Raw genomic sequence first — 16,911 nt, forward strand, 5'->3', positions numbered from 1 at the left:
TCAAACTTGGACATTCCTCAAAATGTAGACGACCTGCTGGATCTTTTCGAGAATGCGCCATGCGGCTACATCTCGGCGGCATCGGACGGACGCATCATCCTTGCCAACAGGACGTTGTCCTCCTGGCTTGGCATGTCTGCCGAAAAGATCGTCGGCCGCAAATTCATCGAGTTCCTGACCATGCCCGGGAAAATCTTTTTCGAAACGCATTTTGCGCCGCTGCTGACGATGCAGGGTGCCTTCAACGAAGTTGCTCTCGATATGGTGAAGGCGGATGGCGCCCGTCTGCCGGTCCTCGTCAATGCGGTTGCGAGACTGGCCGAGGACGGAGCGGTCAATTTCATCCGGATTACCATCTTCAATGCCACCGACCGGCGCCGTTATGAGAAAGAACTCCTTGAGGCGCGCGCCGCGTCAGAGCGTTCGGCCGCGGCGCTGAAAGATCTCAATGCAACACTGGAAGAGCGTATCGCCACCGCCGTGCAGGAAAAGACCGCCGCGGAGAGCGCTTTACACCAGGCGCAGAAGATCGAGGCGCTTGGCCATCTCACCGGCGGCCTAGCGCACGATTTTAACAATATGCTTGCTGTGGTGATCGGCGGTCTCAACATGGCGCAACGCCGGATCGCGCGCGGCGCATTCGATGACCTCCCGAAACTCCTCGACGCGGCTCTGGACGGAGCGAACCGTGCCGCCACCCTGACCCAGAGGTTGCTCGCCTTCTCGCGACAGCAACCTTTGTCGCCACAGGCCGTCGATGCCAACAAACTGGTGGCGAATATGGCCGAAATTCTGGCTTCGACACTCGGCGAGCCCATTCAGAAAGAAACGGTGCTGGCGGCCGGCCTTTGGCGAACCAAAGCCGATCCGAACCAGCTCGAAAACGCGGTTCTCAATCTAGCGGTCAATGCACGGGACGCCATGCCGGACGGCGGGAAGCTGACGGTCGAGACGGCAAACGCGCACATCGACGAAACCTATGCGGCAGAGCACGATATCCGGCCCGGCCAGTATGTGATGATCGCCGTGACCGACACAGGCTGCGGTATGCCGCCAGACATCATCAAAAAGGCAATCGACCCGTTCTTTACGACCAAGCCGGTCGGCAAGGGAACAGGACTTGGCCTCAGCCAGGTCTTTGGCTTCGCGAAGCAGTCCAATGGGCACATGAAAATCTATTCCGAGGTCGGTGTCGGGACGACGATGAAGATTTACCTGCCGCGAGATTATGGGGCGGGCGAGGCCGCGCAGCAGCAGAAAGACGAAAGCGTGCCACGCGGCTCGTCGAGCGAACTGATTCTCCTGGTGGAGGATGATGTCAGTGTCCGCGAAGTGCACACTCGGATGCTGGAGGAACTCGGATATTCGGTCGTGGCGGTCGATAGTCCGGTCACGGCGCTTAAGGTCATCGACAAGCGTCCGGACGTGAAGCTCCTGTTCACCGATATTGTAATGGCGCCGATGAATGGCCGGAAACTGGCAGACGAAATCTGGCGCAAGCGGCCGGAGCTGCCGGTAGTGTTCACAACCGGGTATAGCCGCAATGCGGTCATTCACAACGGCGTGCTTGATGAGGGTATAATCTTTGTGCAGAAGCCGGCAGCGCTTGGAGATTTGGCGCGCAAGGTACGTATGGCTCTCGACCACCGACCCAAATGAATTGCGAGCCGGTTACTGTTGTGGACCCCGCGGGGATTCCAGAAGCTGCTTATGACGGTTGTTGTGTTGGACGACGTCCTTTCCTCAGCGCGCTCTGATGCCGTCGCCGAAGAGCGCAAATTCTCCCGAACCGATGTTTTCGCCTCTGGTCCGATCGTTGATCGGCCCTGTCGCGGATCTGGGCTAGAACTCTCAAAGGCCGAAGGCGTTCGCCGGAACAATGCCGCCGATGCTTCCGTTTACAGCGCAACGGTTTGGAGGGACACAGATGGCAGCGCATCGAGCCCAGTGGAAGGGTCACTTGAAGATCGGTGAACTCAGTTGTGCCGTCGGGCTTTATACCGCCGCGTCGACATCCGAGCGGCTCAGCTTTCACATGATCAACGAGGCGACCGGAAACCGGCTGAAGCGCGAATACATCGATAGCGAAACCGAGGAGGTCGTGGAGCGCGATCAACAGGTGAAGGGCTTCGAGACCGGCAACGGCGACTACATCATGATCGACCCGGAAGAAGTCGCGGCGGTCGTGCCCGATTCCGACAAGATGCTGGAGGCCGAAGCCTTCATCCCATGCGGAAAGATCGACGACGTCTATTTCGACAAGCCCTACTACCTCGTGCCGGTCGATGATGCGGATCACGACGCTTTCACCTGCATTCGGGATGCCTTGGTCAAGACCAGTGCCACAGCAATTGCGCGCACGTCCTCTTCCGCCGGATGCGAACCGTTCTGATCAGGGCTCACGGCAAGGGCATCATCGCCACCACCCTCAACTTCGACTACGAAGTCCGGTCCTCCGATGAGGCGTTCAAGGATGTGGCGAAGATCAAGGTCGAAGCCGAAATGCTCGATCTGGCCAAGCACATCATCGGCACCAAAAAGGGCGACTTCGACCCGGCCAAATTCGATGACCGTTATGAAGACGCACTAGCCGCTCTGGTCAAAGCAAAGGCCGAGGGCAAGGCCCTTCCGAAGCCGAAGCCCGTCAAGGTCTCAAAACCCAACGATCTCCTCAAGGCGCTGCGGGAGAGTGCCGGCATCAATAAGCCGTCGGTGAAAAAACCGAAGGCCGCCAATGCCAATGCGGGCAAGAAGGCGCCAGCTTCAAAGTCCACCAAGAGCCGGGCAAAACCCGCTCAAAAGAAAGCGAGCTGATCGATGGCACCGCGTCGTCCCTATTGGAGAGGTTACCTCAAGCTTTCGCTCGTCACTTGCCCTGTGGTCATGACCCCGGCGACCTCTGAATCGGAAAAAGTTCGCTTCCACACGCTCAATAAGGACACGGGCAATCGTGTCGTCTCGCACTATGTCGACAGCGTCACCGGAAAACCCGTGAAGGACGAGCAAGAGGCCAAGGGCTACGAGCGTGGTGAGAACGACTACGTGCTCCTGACAGACGAGGACAGGACCTGGAGGCCGTCGAGCTGGAGACGGTCCGCACGATCGATATCGAGAAATTCATTCCGCGCGGAAGCATCGAATGGGTTTACCTGGAAACGCCGTTTTATCTGACGGCGAACGACAAGATCGGCGACGAGGCTTTCGCGGTTATCCGACAGGCTATGGAGGCGGAGGACGTCGTTGGCGTATCCCGCGTCGTCTTGGGTCGGCGCGAGCGGGCGGTTGTGCTCGAACCACGCGGTGAAGGTATCGTCGTGTGGACGCTGCGCTTCGGCGATGAAGTCCGGCCTGAAAGCGAGTATTTCGCCGGCATAGAGAAAAAGTCGGATGCAAAGGGCGTGTCGGCCATCGAGGCGGTTATCAAAAAGCGCACGAAGGACTGGTCACCGGTCATGGTGTCCGATCCTATTCAAGAAAGCTTGCTGAAGCTCATCGCCGATAAGAAGAAGGCAAAGAAGCCGAGCAAGGCGAAGGCTTCGAAATCCACAAAGGGTGACGACGAGGAAAAGAGCAACGTCGTTAATATCATGGATGCTCTGAAAAAGTCAGTTGCCAAAGAACTCAAATCCCGCAAAGCAGGATGATCGCTGCGCTAGCCTGAGCGACGACGACGCCACCTAAGCCTTCCTGAAGCGGCAATGTGTGGTCATGCAGCCCGCTTCATAACTTTGGCCAGCCGCTTGATCGCCTGCTCCAACGGCCTTTGACCATCGCAATAGTCCTGCCACGCCGTATTATCTTTCAGAAGTCCAGGCACCGTGCGAATTGTGAACCGCTTCGGATCAAGACCTTTTTTTACTTGAGCCCAGTTCAAGGGCATCGAGACGGTTGCTCCCGGCCGGGCACGAGGCGACAGGGGAGCCACCGCCGTCGAAGTGCGGTCGTTTCTCAAATAATCCAGGAAAATCCGGCCCTCACGCTGCGCCTTGGACATCTTGATCAGGTATAGTTCGGGATTGTCGCGCGCCATCTGCAGACACACGTCGTGCGCGAAAGCCTTGCCTTCGTCCCAGCTCAGCTTCTTCCCCTTTGGTACAGCGAGCGGCGTTACAACGTGGAGCCCTTTGCCACCGGTCGTCTTGCAAAAGCTGACCAGGCCCAGCTCTTCAAGCCGATCCCTGATTTCTCGTGCACCTTCTACCACCGTCGCGAAGTCGACATCCGGGCCTGGGTCCAGATCGAAGACGAGACGACCGGGGACTTCGGGCTGATAGGGTTCGCAGTTCCAGGGATGCAACTCGGCGCCACCGATCTGCGCGATAGCGGCCAGACCCTCGACGCGGTCGATCTGGAGGTATGGCTGCTTGTCGCCTGAGACTTTCACCTGTTCGATCAGGTTTGAGGTCCCCTGCATCGCATGCCTTTGGAAGAACTGCTCCCCGCCAATACCGTCCGGCGTGCGGATGATCGAGCATGGCCGGCCCTTGATATGATCGATGAGCCAAGGCCCAACCGCCTCGTAATAGTGAGCGAGGTCCACTTTTGTTACCGGCGCGCCATCAAGCGCGTCAGGCCACAGCTCCTTGTCCGGACTGGAGACCAGGACGCCCATGACATCGACCTTTGCACCCTTGCGAAGACGGGAAGATTTCGTCGGTGTAGGGGCCGGCTTGGGAGCGGTTTCCGGGTCCGGCGTGTCCACTTCTGCAGGTTCGGCCGGTTTCTCGGCCTCGACTTCTTTTGCGGGCTTGTCTTCTCGCAGGCCTTTGAACGCAGCCTGGCGCACTTGCCCGTCGCTTGTCCAACCGGCGAATTCGATCTCAGCCACCAGTTCCGGCTTCAGCCATACGATCTCGGGGGCTTTTTTCGGGGCGCCTATCCCGGTAAACGGCGACTTCGACGCTTCCAACGCTTGAAGCTTCGGCAGGATCTGGTCGACGACCTTTGCGCCATAGCCTGTGCCCACGCGGCCGACATAAACAAAATGGTCTCCGCGATAGACACCGACCAGCAACGACCGAAAGGCACCGTTGGTCGTGGCATAGGCGCCGATCACCACCTCGTGCCCGGCCCGGCATTTGGATTTCGCCCAGGTGTCACTCCTGCCGGATTGGTATGGTGCATCGCCCTTTTTCGACACGATGCCTTCCAGTGATAGTCGGCATGCCGACTTCAACACGGCGTCGCCGCCGGTCTCGAAATGCTCGACGAAGCGCAGCCGGGGATCGTCGCCCGCATCGGAGAGCATCGCCGCTAGCCGGTCCTTACGATCGACGAGCGGCACCTCGCGGAGATCTTCCTTACCGTCGAAGAGGAGATCGAAAGCGAAGAAGACAAGATCATCCGTCTTTCCTTCCGACAGTGCGGCCTGGAGAGCGGCGAAGTCCGGGGCGCCATGGTCATCGAGGGCGCAGATCTCACCATCGATGATGCAATCAGGAAGTGACGATGCGGCCCTGGAGATGGCCGGCCATTTCGCAGTCCAGTCCAGACCCTTGCGGGTTTTCAAAGTCACCTCGCCATCCACCACCCGCATCTGGATCCGGTAGCCGTCGAACTTGATCTCGTGGATCCAGCCTGCGGCCGAAGGTGGACGAGACAGCGTTTCGCAAAGCTGTGGCGGCACGAATTCCGGCATGGCGGTGTTCGACGACTTGGCAGCAGCGGCGGTTTTCTTGGTCGGCTTTGCCTTCGTCTTCGTCCCGGTCTTCCGATCGTCGGCGGCGAGCCCCTCGTTGCTATCCCAGACAGCATCGGCTTCGACGACAGAGCCTTGCGTCATGAACGGTTTCGGCTTGCGGCCCTTCCCCGACGCGATCGCCTCCATCGTGCGACCAGATGCAACAGAGGTATCGTTCTCTTCCAGGATGGCTGAGCCGTTCTCCTCGACTGCATAGTCGTCATGGTGCTTGATCAGGAGCCAGTTGGTGCGCTTCTCGCCCTCGCGTCCGCGCATCCGGACAAGCACGAAACTGCCGTGCATGCGCTCGCCTTCAAGCGTGAACTTGAAATCTCCCTTGGCAAGGGCTTGCTCGGGCGTTTTGTTTCCCTCCGGTTCCCAGTATCCCCGGTCCCACAGCATGACGGTCCCGCCGCCATACTGACCCTTGGGAATAGTGCCTTCGAAATCGCCATAATCGAGCGGGTGATCCTCGACCTCGACCGCGAGCCTCTTGTCTTGCGGGTCGAGTGACGGTCCCTTTGTAACCGCCCATGATTTGAACACCCCGTCCATCTCGATCCGGAGGTCGTAATGGAGCCGGGTCGCGTCGTGCTTCTGGATCACAAAGCGACGGCGGTTCGATGACTTCACCCCGACCTCGCCGCTGGGTTCGGCGGTTTTCTTGAAGTCGCGTTTTTCGCGGTATTTCGAGAGATTATCGGACATCGGCATTCTCACCGTTACTTTGGATGCAAATGCCGGCGCCGCAGAGTTTGTTCCCACCGCTGAATGCGTGTGAGCACTAAGTGATACACACCAGTTGAGGCAAAGCTTCCTCAACAGTATTGCAGGGCGGTGCCCCTAGTCTCTGTAGCCAGCGCCTGTGAAATTCAGTAGCACCCAAGAATGGCGTTGGTCTTCGTAGACTGCTTGGGACGGCTCCAGATCCCGCTTGTCATCGAAACAACCTAGAGCGATGGCAGTCAATCCTGGCCTGAATTCCGGCTTCCAAAAAACCGTCGCTCCACAAACAGGACAAAAATGAAATTCAAGCGATTTCCCGCTGTCGCCCAGTCTCTTATAGGATGACGACGCACCTGCTTCTTTGGTTGCTTCGGATTCGAAGAACACCGCGACCCCAAAGCTTGATCCTGTGCGTCGCTGACACGCCATGCAATGGCAGACCGAAACTTTTATCGGCGGGCCATCCGCCTCAATCGAAAGCGCACCACATGAACACGATGCTTTTCTTTTCACTCGAATTCTCCCTCTCTTGGTGATCTTGCGAGGGGACATTCGGTCTAACACCAAACCGCTTTCGCCTCGAAGTCCACATCCTTTCTGGGTCCCGAAACGTGAAGCGGACTTGTCAGGTTAGGCGATGGCGCCTGCGGTCGGGGACCATCGAGCCTTCAAATTCTGGAACGTAATTCTCGGAAGGTGATCGAGTATCGAAGCTGCTCGACCGGCGGGATAGAATGTTCCCAGAAAGTCCTCGCCTCCTCAGCCATTACATAAGCCGATCCAGGCTCAAGGGTGATGGAATACCGCTGCCACTTTTCGCCCTGGCGGCGCCTCAGCCTGAATGTGCATGGCGAAAGCAGCGATATTCCGACCACGCGGCCGAAGACGAACTTGTCCTTGTGCCAGCCGATCGGAGCGCCCGGACCATATTCGCTCACAAGGGCCTGTTCCAATAAGTTGGGATCGATTCCGGCGACGCTGGCGGCAAGGGCGCGGACGGGCGTGAGAAAGGGCGGAATATCCTCGCTCTTTCGGACAGTTTCGGTATCGAAGTCATATTTCCAGCCATAGGAGACGGTCCTGCGCTTGCCTTCGAAGCCGTGAAAATCAAAAGCCTTGAACGGCAGCTCTACCAACTTACTCTGAAGGGCCTGCTGCAGCTCGTCGGGGACGACATTCGGCTCGTAGCGAAATCCGCTCGGAAAAGGCGGCTCGATCGGACCGAAGAGATCATGCTGTTTCGTCACGTCCGTTCCCCGAGCTGGCTGTCCTCAAGGACCGCTGGGCGTTTTACCATTCTCGACCAATAACGCCAGAGCGCGACGGCGGTCAGGGTTGTTCCGGAGGACCCCTTTTAGGGCATCCGGAATCAGAGGTGCAGTAAAGGTTCAATGGCGTCTCTAAGTCGGAGATGGTTAGGCATTTTGTGGGCCTTCCTGCTGATGGAACTATCGCCCATTGTCGTGGTTTATAAAAATCAAAAATCAGCTGGGGGAGAAAGGTATGCGCTTTATACCGACTATGCTTCATGGCTTCGCCGATTATATCGTCGGCCTTTTAGTTATCGGTCTTCCGTTTTTCCTTGGTCTACAAGACACGCCTTGCACCGTCCTCGTCGTGCTGGGTGTCATTGTCATCCTTTACAGCCTTGCCACCGACTATGAGTTGGGGGCCGTGCGCTTTTTGAGAATCCGTTTTCACCTGCTGCTGGATGGCCTGTTCGGCGCGGCAATGCTGATCTCACCCTGGCTGTTTAACTTTCCTGTCGATAGCCGCTGGCCGGTCTACGTTATTGGCGTCCTAGCTCTCGTCTTGACGATGACCACCCAAATCCGCGCGGAAGGCACCGCGACGACAAACTGAACTACTGATACATCAGGAGAGATTCAATGAAGGCATTATGCTGGCATGGCAAAGGTGACATCCGGTGCGACAGCGTTCCGGATCCAAAGATCGAAGACGGGCGTGACGTTATCATCAAGATGACCGCTTGTGCGATTTGTGGTTCTGATCTGCACCTCATGGACGGTTACATCCCATTCATGGAAAAGGGCGATGTGCTCGGCCACGAGTTTATGGGCGAGGTTGTCGAGGTCGGTCGAGACAACAAGAAACTCAAGGTTGGCGACCGCGTTGTGGTGCCGTTCACCATCTGCTGCGGTGAATGCCAGCAATGCCTCAAGGGCAATTTGTCGGTCTGCGAGCGGACCAATCGCAATGCTGATAATGCAACGAAAGCGTTTGGTTACCCGACCGCCGGGCTCTTCGGATATTCGCACCTGACCGGTGCTTATGCCGGCGGACAGGCAGAATATGTGCGCGTTCCCTATGCCGACGTTTCGCCGATCGTGATCCCCAACGGCCTAACTGACGAGCAGGCGCTGTTCCTCGGCGACATTTTCCCGACTGGATGGATGGCGGCAGCCAATTGCGAGATCGAACCGACAGACATCGTCGCCATCTGGGGCTGCGGTCCGGTCGGACAGTTTTGTATCAAGAGCGCGCTGATGCAGGGTGCAGCTCGTGTGATTGCTATCGACAACGTGCCGGAGCGTCTGGCGTTAGCTCAGGCCGCAGGAGCCGAGGTCATCAACTTCGACGAAGTCGATGACAATATCCTGGACATTCTCAAGGACATGACTGGTGGCCACGGCGCCGACAAATGCATTGATGCCGTCGGCGCGGAGTCCCATGCAACAGCGTCTTTCGACGCCATCGTCGACAAGGTTAAGGCAGCAACCCTGCTTGGTACGGACAGACCCCACGCTTTGCGCACGGCGATCATGGCCTGCCGCCCTGGTGGGATCGTTTCCGTCCCCGGCGTCTATGGCGGCTTCCTCGACAAAATCCCGTTTGGCGCGGCGATGAACAAAGGCCTGACGATCCGAACCGGCCAGACCCACGTCAACCGTTACTCGCTCGATCTGCTTCGCCGCATCGAGGAAGGGGAAATCGATCCAAGTTTCATCATTACGCATCGTGCAAAGCTCGAAGATGGGCCTGCACTCTATGAGACCTTCCGTGACAAGAAGGACAACTGCATCAAGGTGGTCCTGACGGCGTAAAATGATGGACGCTGATGCCAAAGCCCTCAAGGAAGCATGTCGCCGCTTCGAAGCCAAGTATGGCATCGAGGCTTTCCTCGATGTCATTGCCGCGATCATGCAGGACCGCCTCGGCGACCACGGCCTGAAGATCGAATTCTTTGACGACGAAATCGGAGGTCATAATGAAGAACCGGGCAGAAGTGGTGGTGATCACCGGAGCGTCCAGCGGGATCGGGCAAGCCACCGCTGAAGCCTTCGCGCGGACCGGCGCCAGGCTCGTGATTGCCGCTCGTAATGCGGCAGCACTTCAAGCTGTTGCAAAGACGTGCCGCGGGTTGGGCGCCGATGTCCTCGTCGTACCAACTGATGTTATTAACGCCGATCAGGTCAAGGCACTCGCCGAGGCGGCGTTGAGCTTCGGGGCGATCGACGTCTGGGTCAGCAATGTCGGCGTCGGTGCTGTCGGTAAATTCCAGGATACGCCGATCGAAGCGCATGAGCAGGTGATCCGCGCCAATCTCATCGGACATATGAACGACGCCCACGCCGTGCTGCCGATCTTCCTAAAGCAGGATCGCGGGATATTCATCAATATGATTTCGCTCGGCGGATTTGCAGCGGCACCCTATGCCACTGCCTACAGCGCCAGCAAATTCGGGCTGAAAGGATTTTCCGAAGCGCTGAGGGGAGAGCTTGCGGAGCACCCGAACATTCATATCTGCGATATCTACCCCGCGTTCATCGATACGCCGGGGATCAGCCATGGGGCTAACTATACCGGCCGTCAGCTCTCGGCCCCACCGCCGGTTTACGATGCGCGTAAGGTCGCCGACGCTGTTATCAGGGTGTCCCGGCATCCAAGAGCGACAACCACAGTCGGCGCAACCGCCGACCTGATACGCTTCGGACATTTCTTCGCTCCGAGCTTGAGCGCGCGGTTCATGAACTGGTTCATGACGACCTACTTCAAGCAAGCCGAGACAATGCCTGTCACCGACGGAAATCTCTACGCTCCTTCGTTGCGGCCTGGCGGGATCGATGGCGGGTTGCGTTCTGGCAAACAGCGACTGGCACTAGGCGCGGTGGCTGCCACCGCAGCCGTAGCTCTCGGTCTCTTCACTCTGGCTAACGCATACAGTCGCAAACGCCGTCGTGACCGATGGCGATAGATACGGGTAGTCCCGCACGATCAAATTAACCCCCAGATCGCCTAAACGGCTGCTTACTCAAGGCGAATGCATGACGACCTACGCGCCTCTCGACATCCTGAAGCCCATCGATGACGGCATCTGGATCGTCGACAGCGGACCGCTCCATGCTGCCGGAGGCATACCCTTGCCCGTTCGCATGACGGTCATGCAGTTGGAAGACGGTGGTATCGTGCTCCATTCGCCGACCCGCTACGATCCCGGTCTGCGGGAAAAGATCGAGAGCCTTGGACCCATCCGGCATATTGTGGCGCCGAACAGTGCACACTGGAGTTTTGTCAAGGACTGGAAAACTCGCGTCCCCGACGCGCTGACTTGGGCAGCGCCCGGCTTGAGGCAGCGCCGCCAGGTCAAAAAAGCTCGCATTGCGTGGCATGGCGACCTCGGAGCCAAATCCCTGGCGCATTTTGCGCCGGACATCGATCAGATCGAGGTGCCGGGGATCGGTGGTTTTTGTGAGGTCTGTTTTTTCCACCGGAAAAGCCAGAGCCTCGTCGTGACGGATCTCATCCAGAATCTTGATGATCATCATCAGTCTTCCTTAATGCGCCTGTTTTCGAAGGTTATCGGTGCTCGCGACCGCGCGCCGATTTACTTGAGGGCGGTCGTGCGCCTGAAGGGCGAGCCGGCAAAGGCAGCAGCTCGGCAACTCGTGGCACTTGAACCGAAACGGGTGATTTTCAGTCATGGTCGATATTTCGATCGCGATGCTCCCACGCGCCTCCGCAAATCGCTTGACTGGTTGATCTAAGCGGCAGGAACCAGTTGTGGCCCTATCGCCACGATGTCACTGAGCAGGAGGCGGGGGCGCTTGCCGTCGCCACAGCGACTCAAGTCTCACAAACTACTTTTTCTGACTTTGGGGCATCCGCCATTGCAAGGTAGGCGCCACTCAGCATGACGATTATGCCGACGACGTCTAGTAGAGTCACTTTTTCGTCAAAGAACGCTGCTCCCAGCGCCACAGCGATTACAGGCGATACGAAGGCGTAGCTGCCCGCTCTTGACGCGCCGACATCTCGCAGAAGCCGCATGTAGGTTGTATATCCAATCAGCGAACCGAAGATAACCAGGAAAAACCAGCTCATCCAGGCGATCGGTCCCCAATTCCGTGAGAGCGCCGAAAGCGCGCCGGGCTCGAAGATCAGCGCGATGACGAACAGACCGAGACCTCCTATGAAGGTGGTCACCCCTGCCAGCAGCAGTGCTGGATATGCGCGAAGCAGGGGCCGAGCCAAAACCGATCCGTATCCATAGGTAAAGGCGGCTGACGCAACAGCCAGACCACCGGCCAGGCTTGCACCTCGAAAAGCTTCGGGCTGAGGTGCCACACCTGAGGGTGTCGCGGGCCAGAACAACACCACCAAGCCTGCGACCCCGAATGCTATTGCGAGGATACGGCGCATATCGAGCGTCTCTTCACGCAGCAACAAGGCGAAGCAAAGGAGAGCGATCGGTGTCAGCGACATCTCCAGGACGGCGGCGGTGCCGGTTTCGATATATTGCATGCCCCAAAACAGCGGACCGTAGCAAAGAGTTATCATCAGGATGCTGACAGCCCCAAGGCGGAACGCGTCCTTGATCTGGAAACGCGCTGTCTCTCCTTTTGCCAACGCATAAAGCAGGAGCAAGGCGCCCGCTGCCGTAAAGCGGGTCCCTGCGAACATCAAAGGCGGGACAATTTCGATACCCGCCTTCGTGCCAATCCACGTGCTTCCCCAAATGATGCACAGCATCAGGAAACGCAGCTGATTTCTGTTTGGAGCGTAGAGCATGTCGTATCCGATCGAGTAACGGGTAATATCACGTTATGCCGTTACAACTCGCTCTTGCCCAAAACGTTCCCCGATACGATATTGGGAACCATGGAGACCGAGAAGACGATCGACGACATCAACTTGCTGGGCGGCCACGTAGCCCTGGACTTTGTCAACACTGTCGACAGCCGCGGGGACAGGTGGGGGCCGGACTATCTGACCTCCTTTCGCGACCTAGCGGATTGGGCGCTCAGGGTCGATCTGATCGATCAGCGGGAACACGGCTTTCTGCTTCAGCAAACAAAGGCGAGCCCAGCAGCGGCTGAAGTCGAGCTTGAGAATGCTAAAGCCTTGAGAGAAACCCTACATCGGATCTTCAGCGCAGAGGAACGGGATAGTAGTCCTCGCGAGAGCGATCTCGACTTTCTCAGCGACGCGTTTGCCGATGCGGCTGCACGACGGAGACTGCGGAACGGGAGAGATGGCGTTATCTGGACCTATGGACCGTCGGCGGCCGTGGCCGACATCGCAGGCCGGATCGCGTTGGTGGCAGCAGAACTCCTCACGTCCCGGCATCAGCGTCGTCCCGTCCGGGTTTGCCAGGGGCGAAACTGCGGCTGGCTGTTCCTGGATCTTTCTCGCGGTGGCCACCGTCGATGGTGTTCGGACAAAACCTGCGGGTCGGCCGCCAGAGTGAGAAAGTTCAGGGCGGAGCGTGTCTAGCGAGCGAACTGGTTTGAGGACGTCTCCGTGATCAACGTCGCGGAGAGTTAAAGCCGGCCTAATGCGCTCGGTTGTATTGGTATTTAAAGATCGCACCGGACTGCGGTGCTTTACGTCGGGCCTCCGTTGACATCCCGTCAAATGCCGTGGTGACGAACAGTGTCCCGTCTTCTGAAAGATCGCAACTCGCCACATTCGGAACAGGCAGTTTCGATATCGCCCAAGCGCTCCCCACGGTGAGAGTAGATCTCGACGCGGGCGCCGCCGAAGACTGCGACCAGTAGGTTTCCACCCGGATCCATACAGAGGCCATCCGGATTCCAATCTTCGTGTCTGACGAATACCCGTTTGTTCGACGCCGTGCCAGTTTTGACATCGTAGTCATATTTCCAGATCGTCCTACGGCTTGTGTCGGCGTGATACATAGTGGTACCGTCGGAGTTCCAGGCCTTGCCATTGGCATTTGCGTAGCCACCCTCGACTTCCTCCAGACGATCGTTCCGAAGGACGTAAAGTGCCGCAGTCTCGCTCGGCTCGTCGGCGGTGTTGATGGTCCCGACCCATAGCCGCCCGGCCGGGTCCAGCTTCCCATCGTTCAAACGGTGGCCACTCGGAAGATCGAGAAGGGCGATCGGTATCTCCTTGTCGCTCTCTGGATCGTAGTCGTAAACTCCGTCACTAAGACCAACCAGGAGGTGGCCATCCTGCTGCGGAAAGGCGAAACTCACCTCCCTGGAAACCGGCCATGACGAATGGACCTCGTCAGGTAAGCGATAGGCGTGAACTGTCTGCCCGGCGATATCGACCCAGTAGAGTGTCAAGTTTCGGCTGCGCCAGTAGGCGCCTTCGCCGAGCTGGCTAAGCGGCAGGTCCGCGTCAAGAAGTTCGACGGTCATGTGCAGTTCTCCTGTATCGAGAATATTGCGTGGAGGAGTGCAAGGTGGCTCAGCCCCTGCGGCATGTTACCGAGGCCGGAGCCTGTCGCCGGATCAATCTGTTCGTTGAGGATCCCAAAATTGTTTCCGAGCGGTTTCAGGAGTTCGCCGAGTTTTTCCTTGGCGCGGTCCACCTCGCCGAGAAAAGCATAGGCCTCGACCAGCCAGCAAGAACAGGCGACGAACGCCCCCTCTTCCTGCGCCGCGCCCGAGTAGCGATAGACCAGCGGCCCGACCGCGAGTTCTTGCTCGATCGCCTGGCGAGTCAGAAGCATGCGGTCGTCGCGGTCAAACCCGAACCGTGTGGCAAGCAGCAAAGAGGCGTCCAGTCTGTCCGTGCCTGCATAGAATGAGTCGCCTGCTTCTCGTCCGACCAGCAGTTTTCGTCAATCCAATCGCGAATATCATCGCGCTCCTTCGACCAAGCGTCTTGATGCTGGCCCTCGATGTGCCCCTCCTCTGCCAGCTTTACCGCCCTGTCCAACGCCAGCCAGCACCCAATTTTTGAGATTGTGTAATGCTGCTGATCCTCCAGTTCCCAAATCCCGGAATCTTTCAAGTGCCACCGCTCGACCACCTGATCCGCCAGCCGCGCAAGCAGCTTCGATGCTGCCGGATCGAGAACATGACCCATCTTTGCGAACAGCGACGCCGTCTCCAGGAAATCGCCGTAACAACTCAGCTGGACCTGCTGCTTTGCGCGGTTGCCCCGCCTTACTGGGGTGGAGCCAAGATAGCCCGGAACTTGGATCGCCTCTTCATCCGGCACCTCGTTTCCGCGCAAGGTGTAGACGACCTTCGGTTCGGGGCCATCGGCCTCGATCGTCCGGACGAGCCAGCCGAATGCAGCGATCGGCTCGGACAGGGCGCCTGCGCGCAGCAACGCCTTGATCGTGTATGCAGCGTCCCTCACCCAGGCGAAGCGGTAGTCGTAATTCTTGTCGCCGCCGATCCGTTCGGGAAGGCCCGCGGTCGCAGCGGCAGCGATCGCTCCTGTTTCCGAGAACAGCAAAAATTTAAGCGAGAGAGCACATCGAACCAGATCCTTGGCGAAAGGTCCGTCGTAGGTAAGCTGTGCCGCCCACCGTCGCCATTCCTCGTCGCTGAGGTCAATACGGGCGTCGATGTCCGAAAGGCGCGGGATGGCGAGCGGTGCCTGATCGGCGACAAGCAGCGCAATGCATGTCCGTTCTCCGCTTCTTGAAACATATTTCGCTTCGGTCTTGTCGTCGCTGTCGAGCGTGATCTCTACCCAGTCGTCGTGACAGAGCGTTGTTGTCAGATCGCCGATGTAGCGGATTTTTGCATTCGGGTGGTCAGCCCGACTTACTTCGCCTCGGGCGCAGATTGGATTGAGCCTGATCTGAAACTCGACCGATCCCGACAGACCCTCTATCCGGCGCGCGAGCTCGCACCATGGAAGCCTCCCGGAAACACCGCTGTTCAGGGACTCCGTGACCCGGGCTCGCCCTTTTTCCGTGATGAATGTCGTCTCAAGAACGTTACTGTTCTCTCGGTACTGTCGCTCGATCTCAAATGGCTCCGCAGGGGTGATCGAGAAGCGTCCGCCGTCGCAGTCGTGCATCCGGTTGAAGAGCGGCGGTGAATCCATCTCCGGCGCACACCACCAGTCGATGGACCCGTCCGCTCCGATCAGCGCGACCGAGCGCCCATCACCGACAGCCGCATAATGTTCGAGGGGAAGAAAACCATGGGTGCGTTCGGGGACGAGGTGATGAAGCATTGACGACCAATTTGACTGCCCTCGCGAAACGAGAGGGGTGGAGGCGAGTAGATGTGTTGAGCAGAAAGCACAGCCGCCCACTGTTGTTCCTGGCCGAGCTAGAAAAACATCCGCGTGGAACCCGGAGCGCTCTTAACGGTTACTGCCCCGACCCCGAAAGGAGAGACATGATGGAAAACACTCGCCACCCTACTCCCCCATATCCTGAACAGCAGCAGGAGCCACCGGGCAAGACAGCCGAAATGAAGCCTGTGCCCGACCATGGCGAGAAGTCCTACAAGGGCGACGGCAAGCTCACCGGCAAAGTCGCCCTCATCACCGGCGCCGACTCCGGGATTGGCAAGGCCGTCGCCATTGCTTTTGCGCGCGAAGGAGCCGACATCGTCATCTCCTACCTCAGTGAGGACGATGACGCTCGCGACACCGCAAAATGGGTTGAGGATGCCGGGCGCAAGGCCCTGGTAGCTCCCGGTGACATCAAATCCGAAGAATACTGCAAGGATCTTGTACAGCGCGCCGTCGACGAGCTCGGCGGGATCGATATCCTCGTCAACAACGCGGCGTTCCAGCGGACCTACGCCGATATCGCCGACATCACGGCCGAGGAGTGGGACGAAACCTTCCGCACCAACATCTACGCACCGTTCTTCCTGTCAAAGGCAGCTGCTCCCCACATGAAGCCAGGCAGCTCGATCATCAACACGACCTCGATCCAGTCGCGGCAGCCCTCGCCGCAGCTTCTGGCTTATGCATCCACCAAGGGTGCAGTTTCAAACTTCACCGCAGGCTTGGCTGAGATGCTGGCGGAGAAAGGTATCCGCGTGAATGCCGTTGCGCCCGGGCCGATCTGGACGCCTCTCATACCTTCGACAATGCCCGCGGAAAAAGCTGCCAAGTTTGGGGAAAATACGCTCATAGGCCGGGCAGGACAACCAGCAGAACTGGCGGGTGCTTACGTCCTGCTCGCTTCCGATCTCGGGAGCTATATGACGGGAGCCGTCATCCCCGTGACCGGCGGAGAGATCATGATTTGACGCAAACGTGGCCGCCGATCTCTGGCGGCGGCCAGCGTAAATAGCGGTTCTGGAAGA

At 58.3% G+C, this 16,911-nt stretch carries 15 protein-coding genes and 2 pseudogenes; 9 read left to right on the top strand and 8 right to left on the bottom strand.

The window, feature by feature from the left end:
• The first annotated feature begins 6 nt into the window (after nt 1-6).
• The 3 genes and pseudogenes from ABIE40_RS28445 (at nt 7) to ku (ABIE40_RS28455) (ending at nt 3,644) form a co-directional block, all read left to right on the top strand.
• Complete coding sequence (locus tag ABIE40_RS28445) at nt 7-1,659, top strand: PAS domain-containing hybrid sensor histidine kinase/response regulator (protein ID WP_354541210.1); 1,653 nt, start codon at nt 7-9, stop codon at nt 1,657-1,659.
• Between the two features lie 268 nt (nt 1,660-1,927).
• Nucleotides 1,928-2,814, top strand: a pseudogene (gene ku / locus ABIE40_RS28450) (non-homologous end joining protein Ku).
• Between the two features lie 3 nt (nt 2,815-2,817).
• Nucleotides 2,818-3,644, top strand: a pseudogene (gene ku, locus ABIE40_RS28455) (non-homologous end joining protein Ku).
• A 62-nt stretch (nt 3,645-3,706) separates the two neighbouring features.
• Here ku (ABIE40_RS28455) and ligD read toward each other — a convergent pair.
• The 3 genes from ligD to ABIE40_RS28470 form a co-directional block, all read right to left on the bottom strand.
• Nucleotides 3,707-6,388 carry a DNA ligase D gene (gene ligD / locus ABIE40_RS28460; protein WP_199628559.1) on the bottom strand — a complete coding sequence of 894 codons (2,682 nt, stop codon included), beginning with the start codon at nt 6,386-6,388 and terminating at the stop codon, nt 3,707-3,709.
• 135 nt (nt 6,389-6,523) lie between these two features.
• Nucleotides 6,524-6,919: a GFA family protein gene (locus ABIE40_RS28465; RefSeq protein WP_199628558.1), complete on the bottom strand. Its 396-nt coding sequence runs from the start codon at nt 6,917-6,919 to the stop codon at nt 6,524-6,526.
• 155 nt (nt 6,920-7,074) lie between these two features.
• Nucleotides 7,075-7,653, bottom strand: a complete 579-nt coding sequence (locus tag ABIE40_RS28470; RefSeq protein WP_199628557.1) for an alpha-ketoglutarate-dependent dioxygenase AlkB — start codon at nt 7,651-7,653, stop codon at nt 7,075-7,077.
• Nucleotides 7,654-7,909: 256 nt separating this feature from the next.
• Here ABIE40_RS28470 and ABIE40_RS28475 point away from each other — a divergent pair, with 256 nt between their 5' ends.
• Nucleotides 7,910-8,269 carry an SPW repeat domain-containing protein gene (locus ABIE40_RS28475; RefSeq protein WP_199628556.1) on the top strand — a complete coding sequence of 120 codons (360 nt, stop codon included), beginning with the start codon at nt 7,910-7,912 and terminating at the stop codon, nt 8,267-8,269.
• A 26-nt stretch (nt 8,270-8,295) separates the two neighbouring features.
• Nucleotides 8,296-9,471: a zinc-dependent alcohol dehydrogenase gene (locus ABIE40_RS28480; RefSeq protein ID WP_199628555.1), complete on the top strand. Its 1,176-nt coding sequence runs from the start codon at nt 8,296-8,298 to the stop codon at nt 9,469-9,471.
• Here ABIE40_RS28480 and ABIE40_RS28485 read toward each other — a convergent pair.
• On the bottom strand, nt 9,449-9,667 hold the full coding sequence (locus ABIE40_RS28485) for a hypothetical protein (RefSeq protein ID WP_354541211.1): 219 nt from the start codon (nt 9,665-9,667) through the stop codon (nt 9,449-9,451). The genes ABIE40_RS28480 and ABIE40_RS28485 overlap by 23 nt on opposite strands.
• On the opposite strand from ABIE40_RS28485, the gene ABIE40_RS28490 reads away from it, so the two are divergent.
• Complete coding sequence (locus ABIE40_RS28490; protein ID WP_199628553.1) at nt 9,636-10,622, top strand: SDR family oxidoreductase; 987 nt, start codon at nt 9,636-9,638, stop codon at nt 10,620-10,622. The genes ABIE40_RS28485 and ABIE40_RS28490 overlap by 32 nt on opposite strands.
• A 70-nt stretch (nt 10,623-10,692) precedes the next feature.
• The gene (locus ABIE40_RS28495; protein ID WP_199628552.1) at nt 10,693-11,412 is read left to right on the top strand and encodes a DUF4336 domain-containing protein; all 720 of its coding nucleotides are present in this window, start codon (nt 10,693-10,695) and stop codon (nt 11,410-11,412) included.
• Nucleotides 11,413-11,491: 79 nt separating this feature from the next.
• On the opposite strand, the gene ABIE40_RS28500 is transcribed toward ABIE40_RS28495, so the two are convergent.
• On the bottom strand, nt 11,492-12,436 hold the full coding sequence (locus tag ABIE40_RS28500; RefSeq protein WP_199628551.1) for a DMT family transporter: 945 nt from the start codon (nt 12,434-12,436) through the stop codon (nt 11,492-11,494).
• Between the two features lie 90 nt (nt 12,437-12,526).
• Here ABIE40_RS28500 and ABIE40_RS28505 point away from each other — a divergent pair, with 90 nt between their 5' ends.
• A complete protein-coding gene (locus tag ABIE40_RS28505) occupies nt 12,527-13,141 on the top strand; it encodes a CGNR zinc finger domain-containing protein (protein WP_199628550.1) in 615 nt (204 codons plus the stop codon).
• A gap of 137 nt (nt 13,142-13,278) precedes the next feature.
• On the opposite strand, the gene ABIE40_RS28510 is transcribed toward ABIE40_RS28505, so the two are convergent.
• From ABIE40_RS28510 to ABIE40_RS28520, 3 genes are read right to left on the bottom strand one after another with little or no spacing between them, the layout of a single operon-like run.
• The gene (locus tag ABIE40_RS28510) at nt 13,279-14,037 is read right to left on the bottom strand and encodes an SMP-30/gluconolactonase/LRE family protein (protein ID WP_199628549.1); all 759 of its coding nucleotides are present in this window, start codon (nt 14,035-14,037) and stop codon (nt 13,279-13,281) included.
• Entirely contained in the window at nt 14,034-14,393 is a 360-nt protein-coding gene (locus ABIE40_RS28515; protein ID WP_354541212.1) for a hypothetical protein, read from the bottom strand. Before ABIE40_RS28515 ends, ABIE40_RS28510 begins: the two co-directional genes overlap by 4 nt.
• On the bottom strand, nt 14,342-15,820 hold the full coding sequence (locus tag ABIE40_RS28520) for a glycoside hydrolase family 15 protein (protein WP_354541213.1): 1,479 nt from the start codon (nt 15,818-15,820) through the stop codon (nt 14,342-14,344). Before ABIE40_RS28520 ends, ABIE40_RS28515 begins: the two co-directional genes overlap by 52 nt.
• A gap of 167 nt (nt 15,821-15,987) precedes the next feature.
• Between ABIE40_RS28520 and ABIE40_RS28525 the strand changes: the two genes are divergently transcribed.
• A complete protein-coding gene (locus ABIE40_RS28525; RefSeq protein WP_199628664.1) occupies nt 15,988-16,854 on the top strand; it encodes an SDR family oxidoreductase in 867 nt (288 codons plus the stop codon).
• Nucleotides 16,855-16,911 lie beyond the last annotated feature (57 nt).

Source organism: Rhizobium sp. OAE497, from assembly GCF_040546565.1.
GTDB lineage: Bacteria > Pseudomonadota > Alphaproteobacteria > Rhizobiales > Rhizobiaceae > Rhizobium.

What these genes read in the sequence shown, in the direction of transcription:
- ligD (WP_199628559.1), bottom strand. Translation starts at nt 6,388, where the DNA reads ATGTCCGATAATCTCTCGAAATACCGCGAAAAACGCGACTTCAAGAAA.
- ABIE40_RS28475 (WP_199628556.1), top strand. Translation starts at nt 7,910, where the DNA reads ATGCGCTTTATACCGACTATGCTTCATGGCTTCGCCGATTATATCGTC.
- ABIE40_RS28480 (WP_199628555.1), top strand. Translation starts at nt 8,296, where the DNA reads ATGAAGGCATTATGCTGGCATGGCAAAGGTGACATCCGGTGCGACAGC.
- ABIE40_RS28490 (WP_199628553.1), top strand. Translation starts at nt 9,636, where the DNA reads ATGAAGAACCGGGCAGAAGTGGTGGTGATCACCGGAGCGTCCAGCGGG.
- ABIE40_RS28495 (WP_199628552.1), top strand. Translation starts at nt 10,693, where the DNA reads ATGACGACCTACGCGCCTCTCGACATCCTGAAGCCCATCGATGACGGC.
- ABIE40_RS28500 (WP_199628551.1), bottom strand. Translation starts at nt 12,436, where the DNA reads ATGCTCTACGCTCCAAACAGAAATCAGCTGCGTTTCCTGATGCTGTGC.
- ABIE40_RS28505 (WP_199628550.1), top strand. Translation starts at nt 12,527, where the DNA reads ATGGAGACCGAGAAGACGATCGACGACATCAACTTGCTGGGCGGCCAC.
- ABIE40_RS28510 (WP_199628549.1), bottom strand. Translation starts at nt 14,037, where the DNA reads ATGACCGTCGAACTTCTTGACGCGGACCTGCCGCTTAGCCAGCTCGGC.
- ABIE40_RS28520 (WP_354541213.1), bottom strand. Translation starts at nt 15,820, where the DNA reads ATGCTTCATCACCTCGTCCCCGAACGCACCCATGGTTTTCTTCCCCTC.
- ABIE40_RS28525 (WP_199628664.1), top strand. Translation starts at nt 15,988, where the DNA reads ATGATGGAAAACACTCGCCACCCTACTCCCCCATATCCTGAACAGCAG.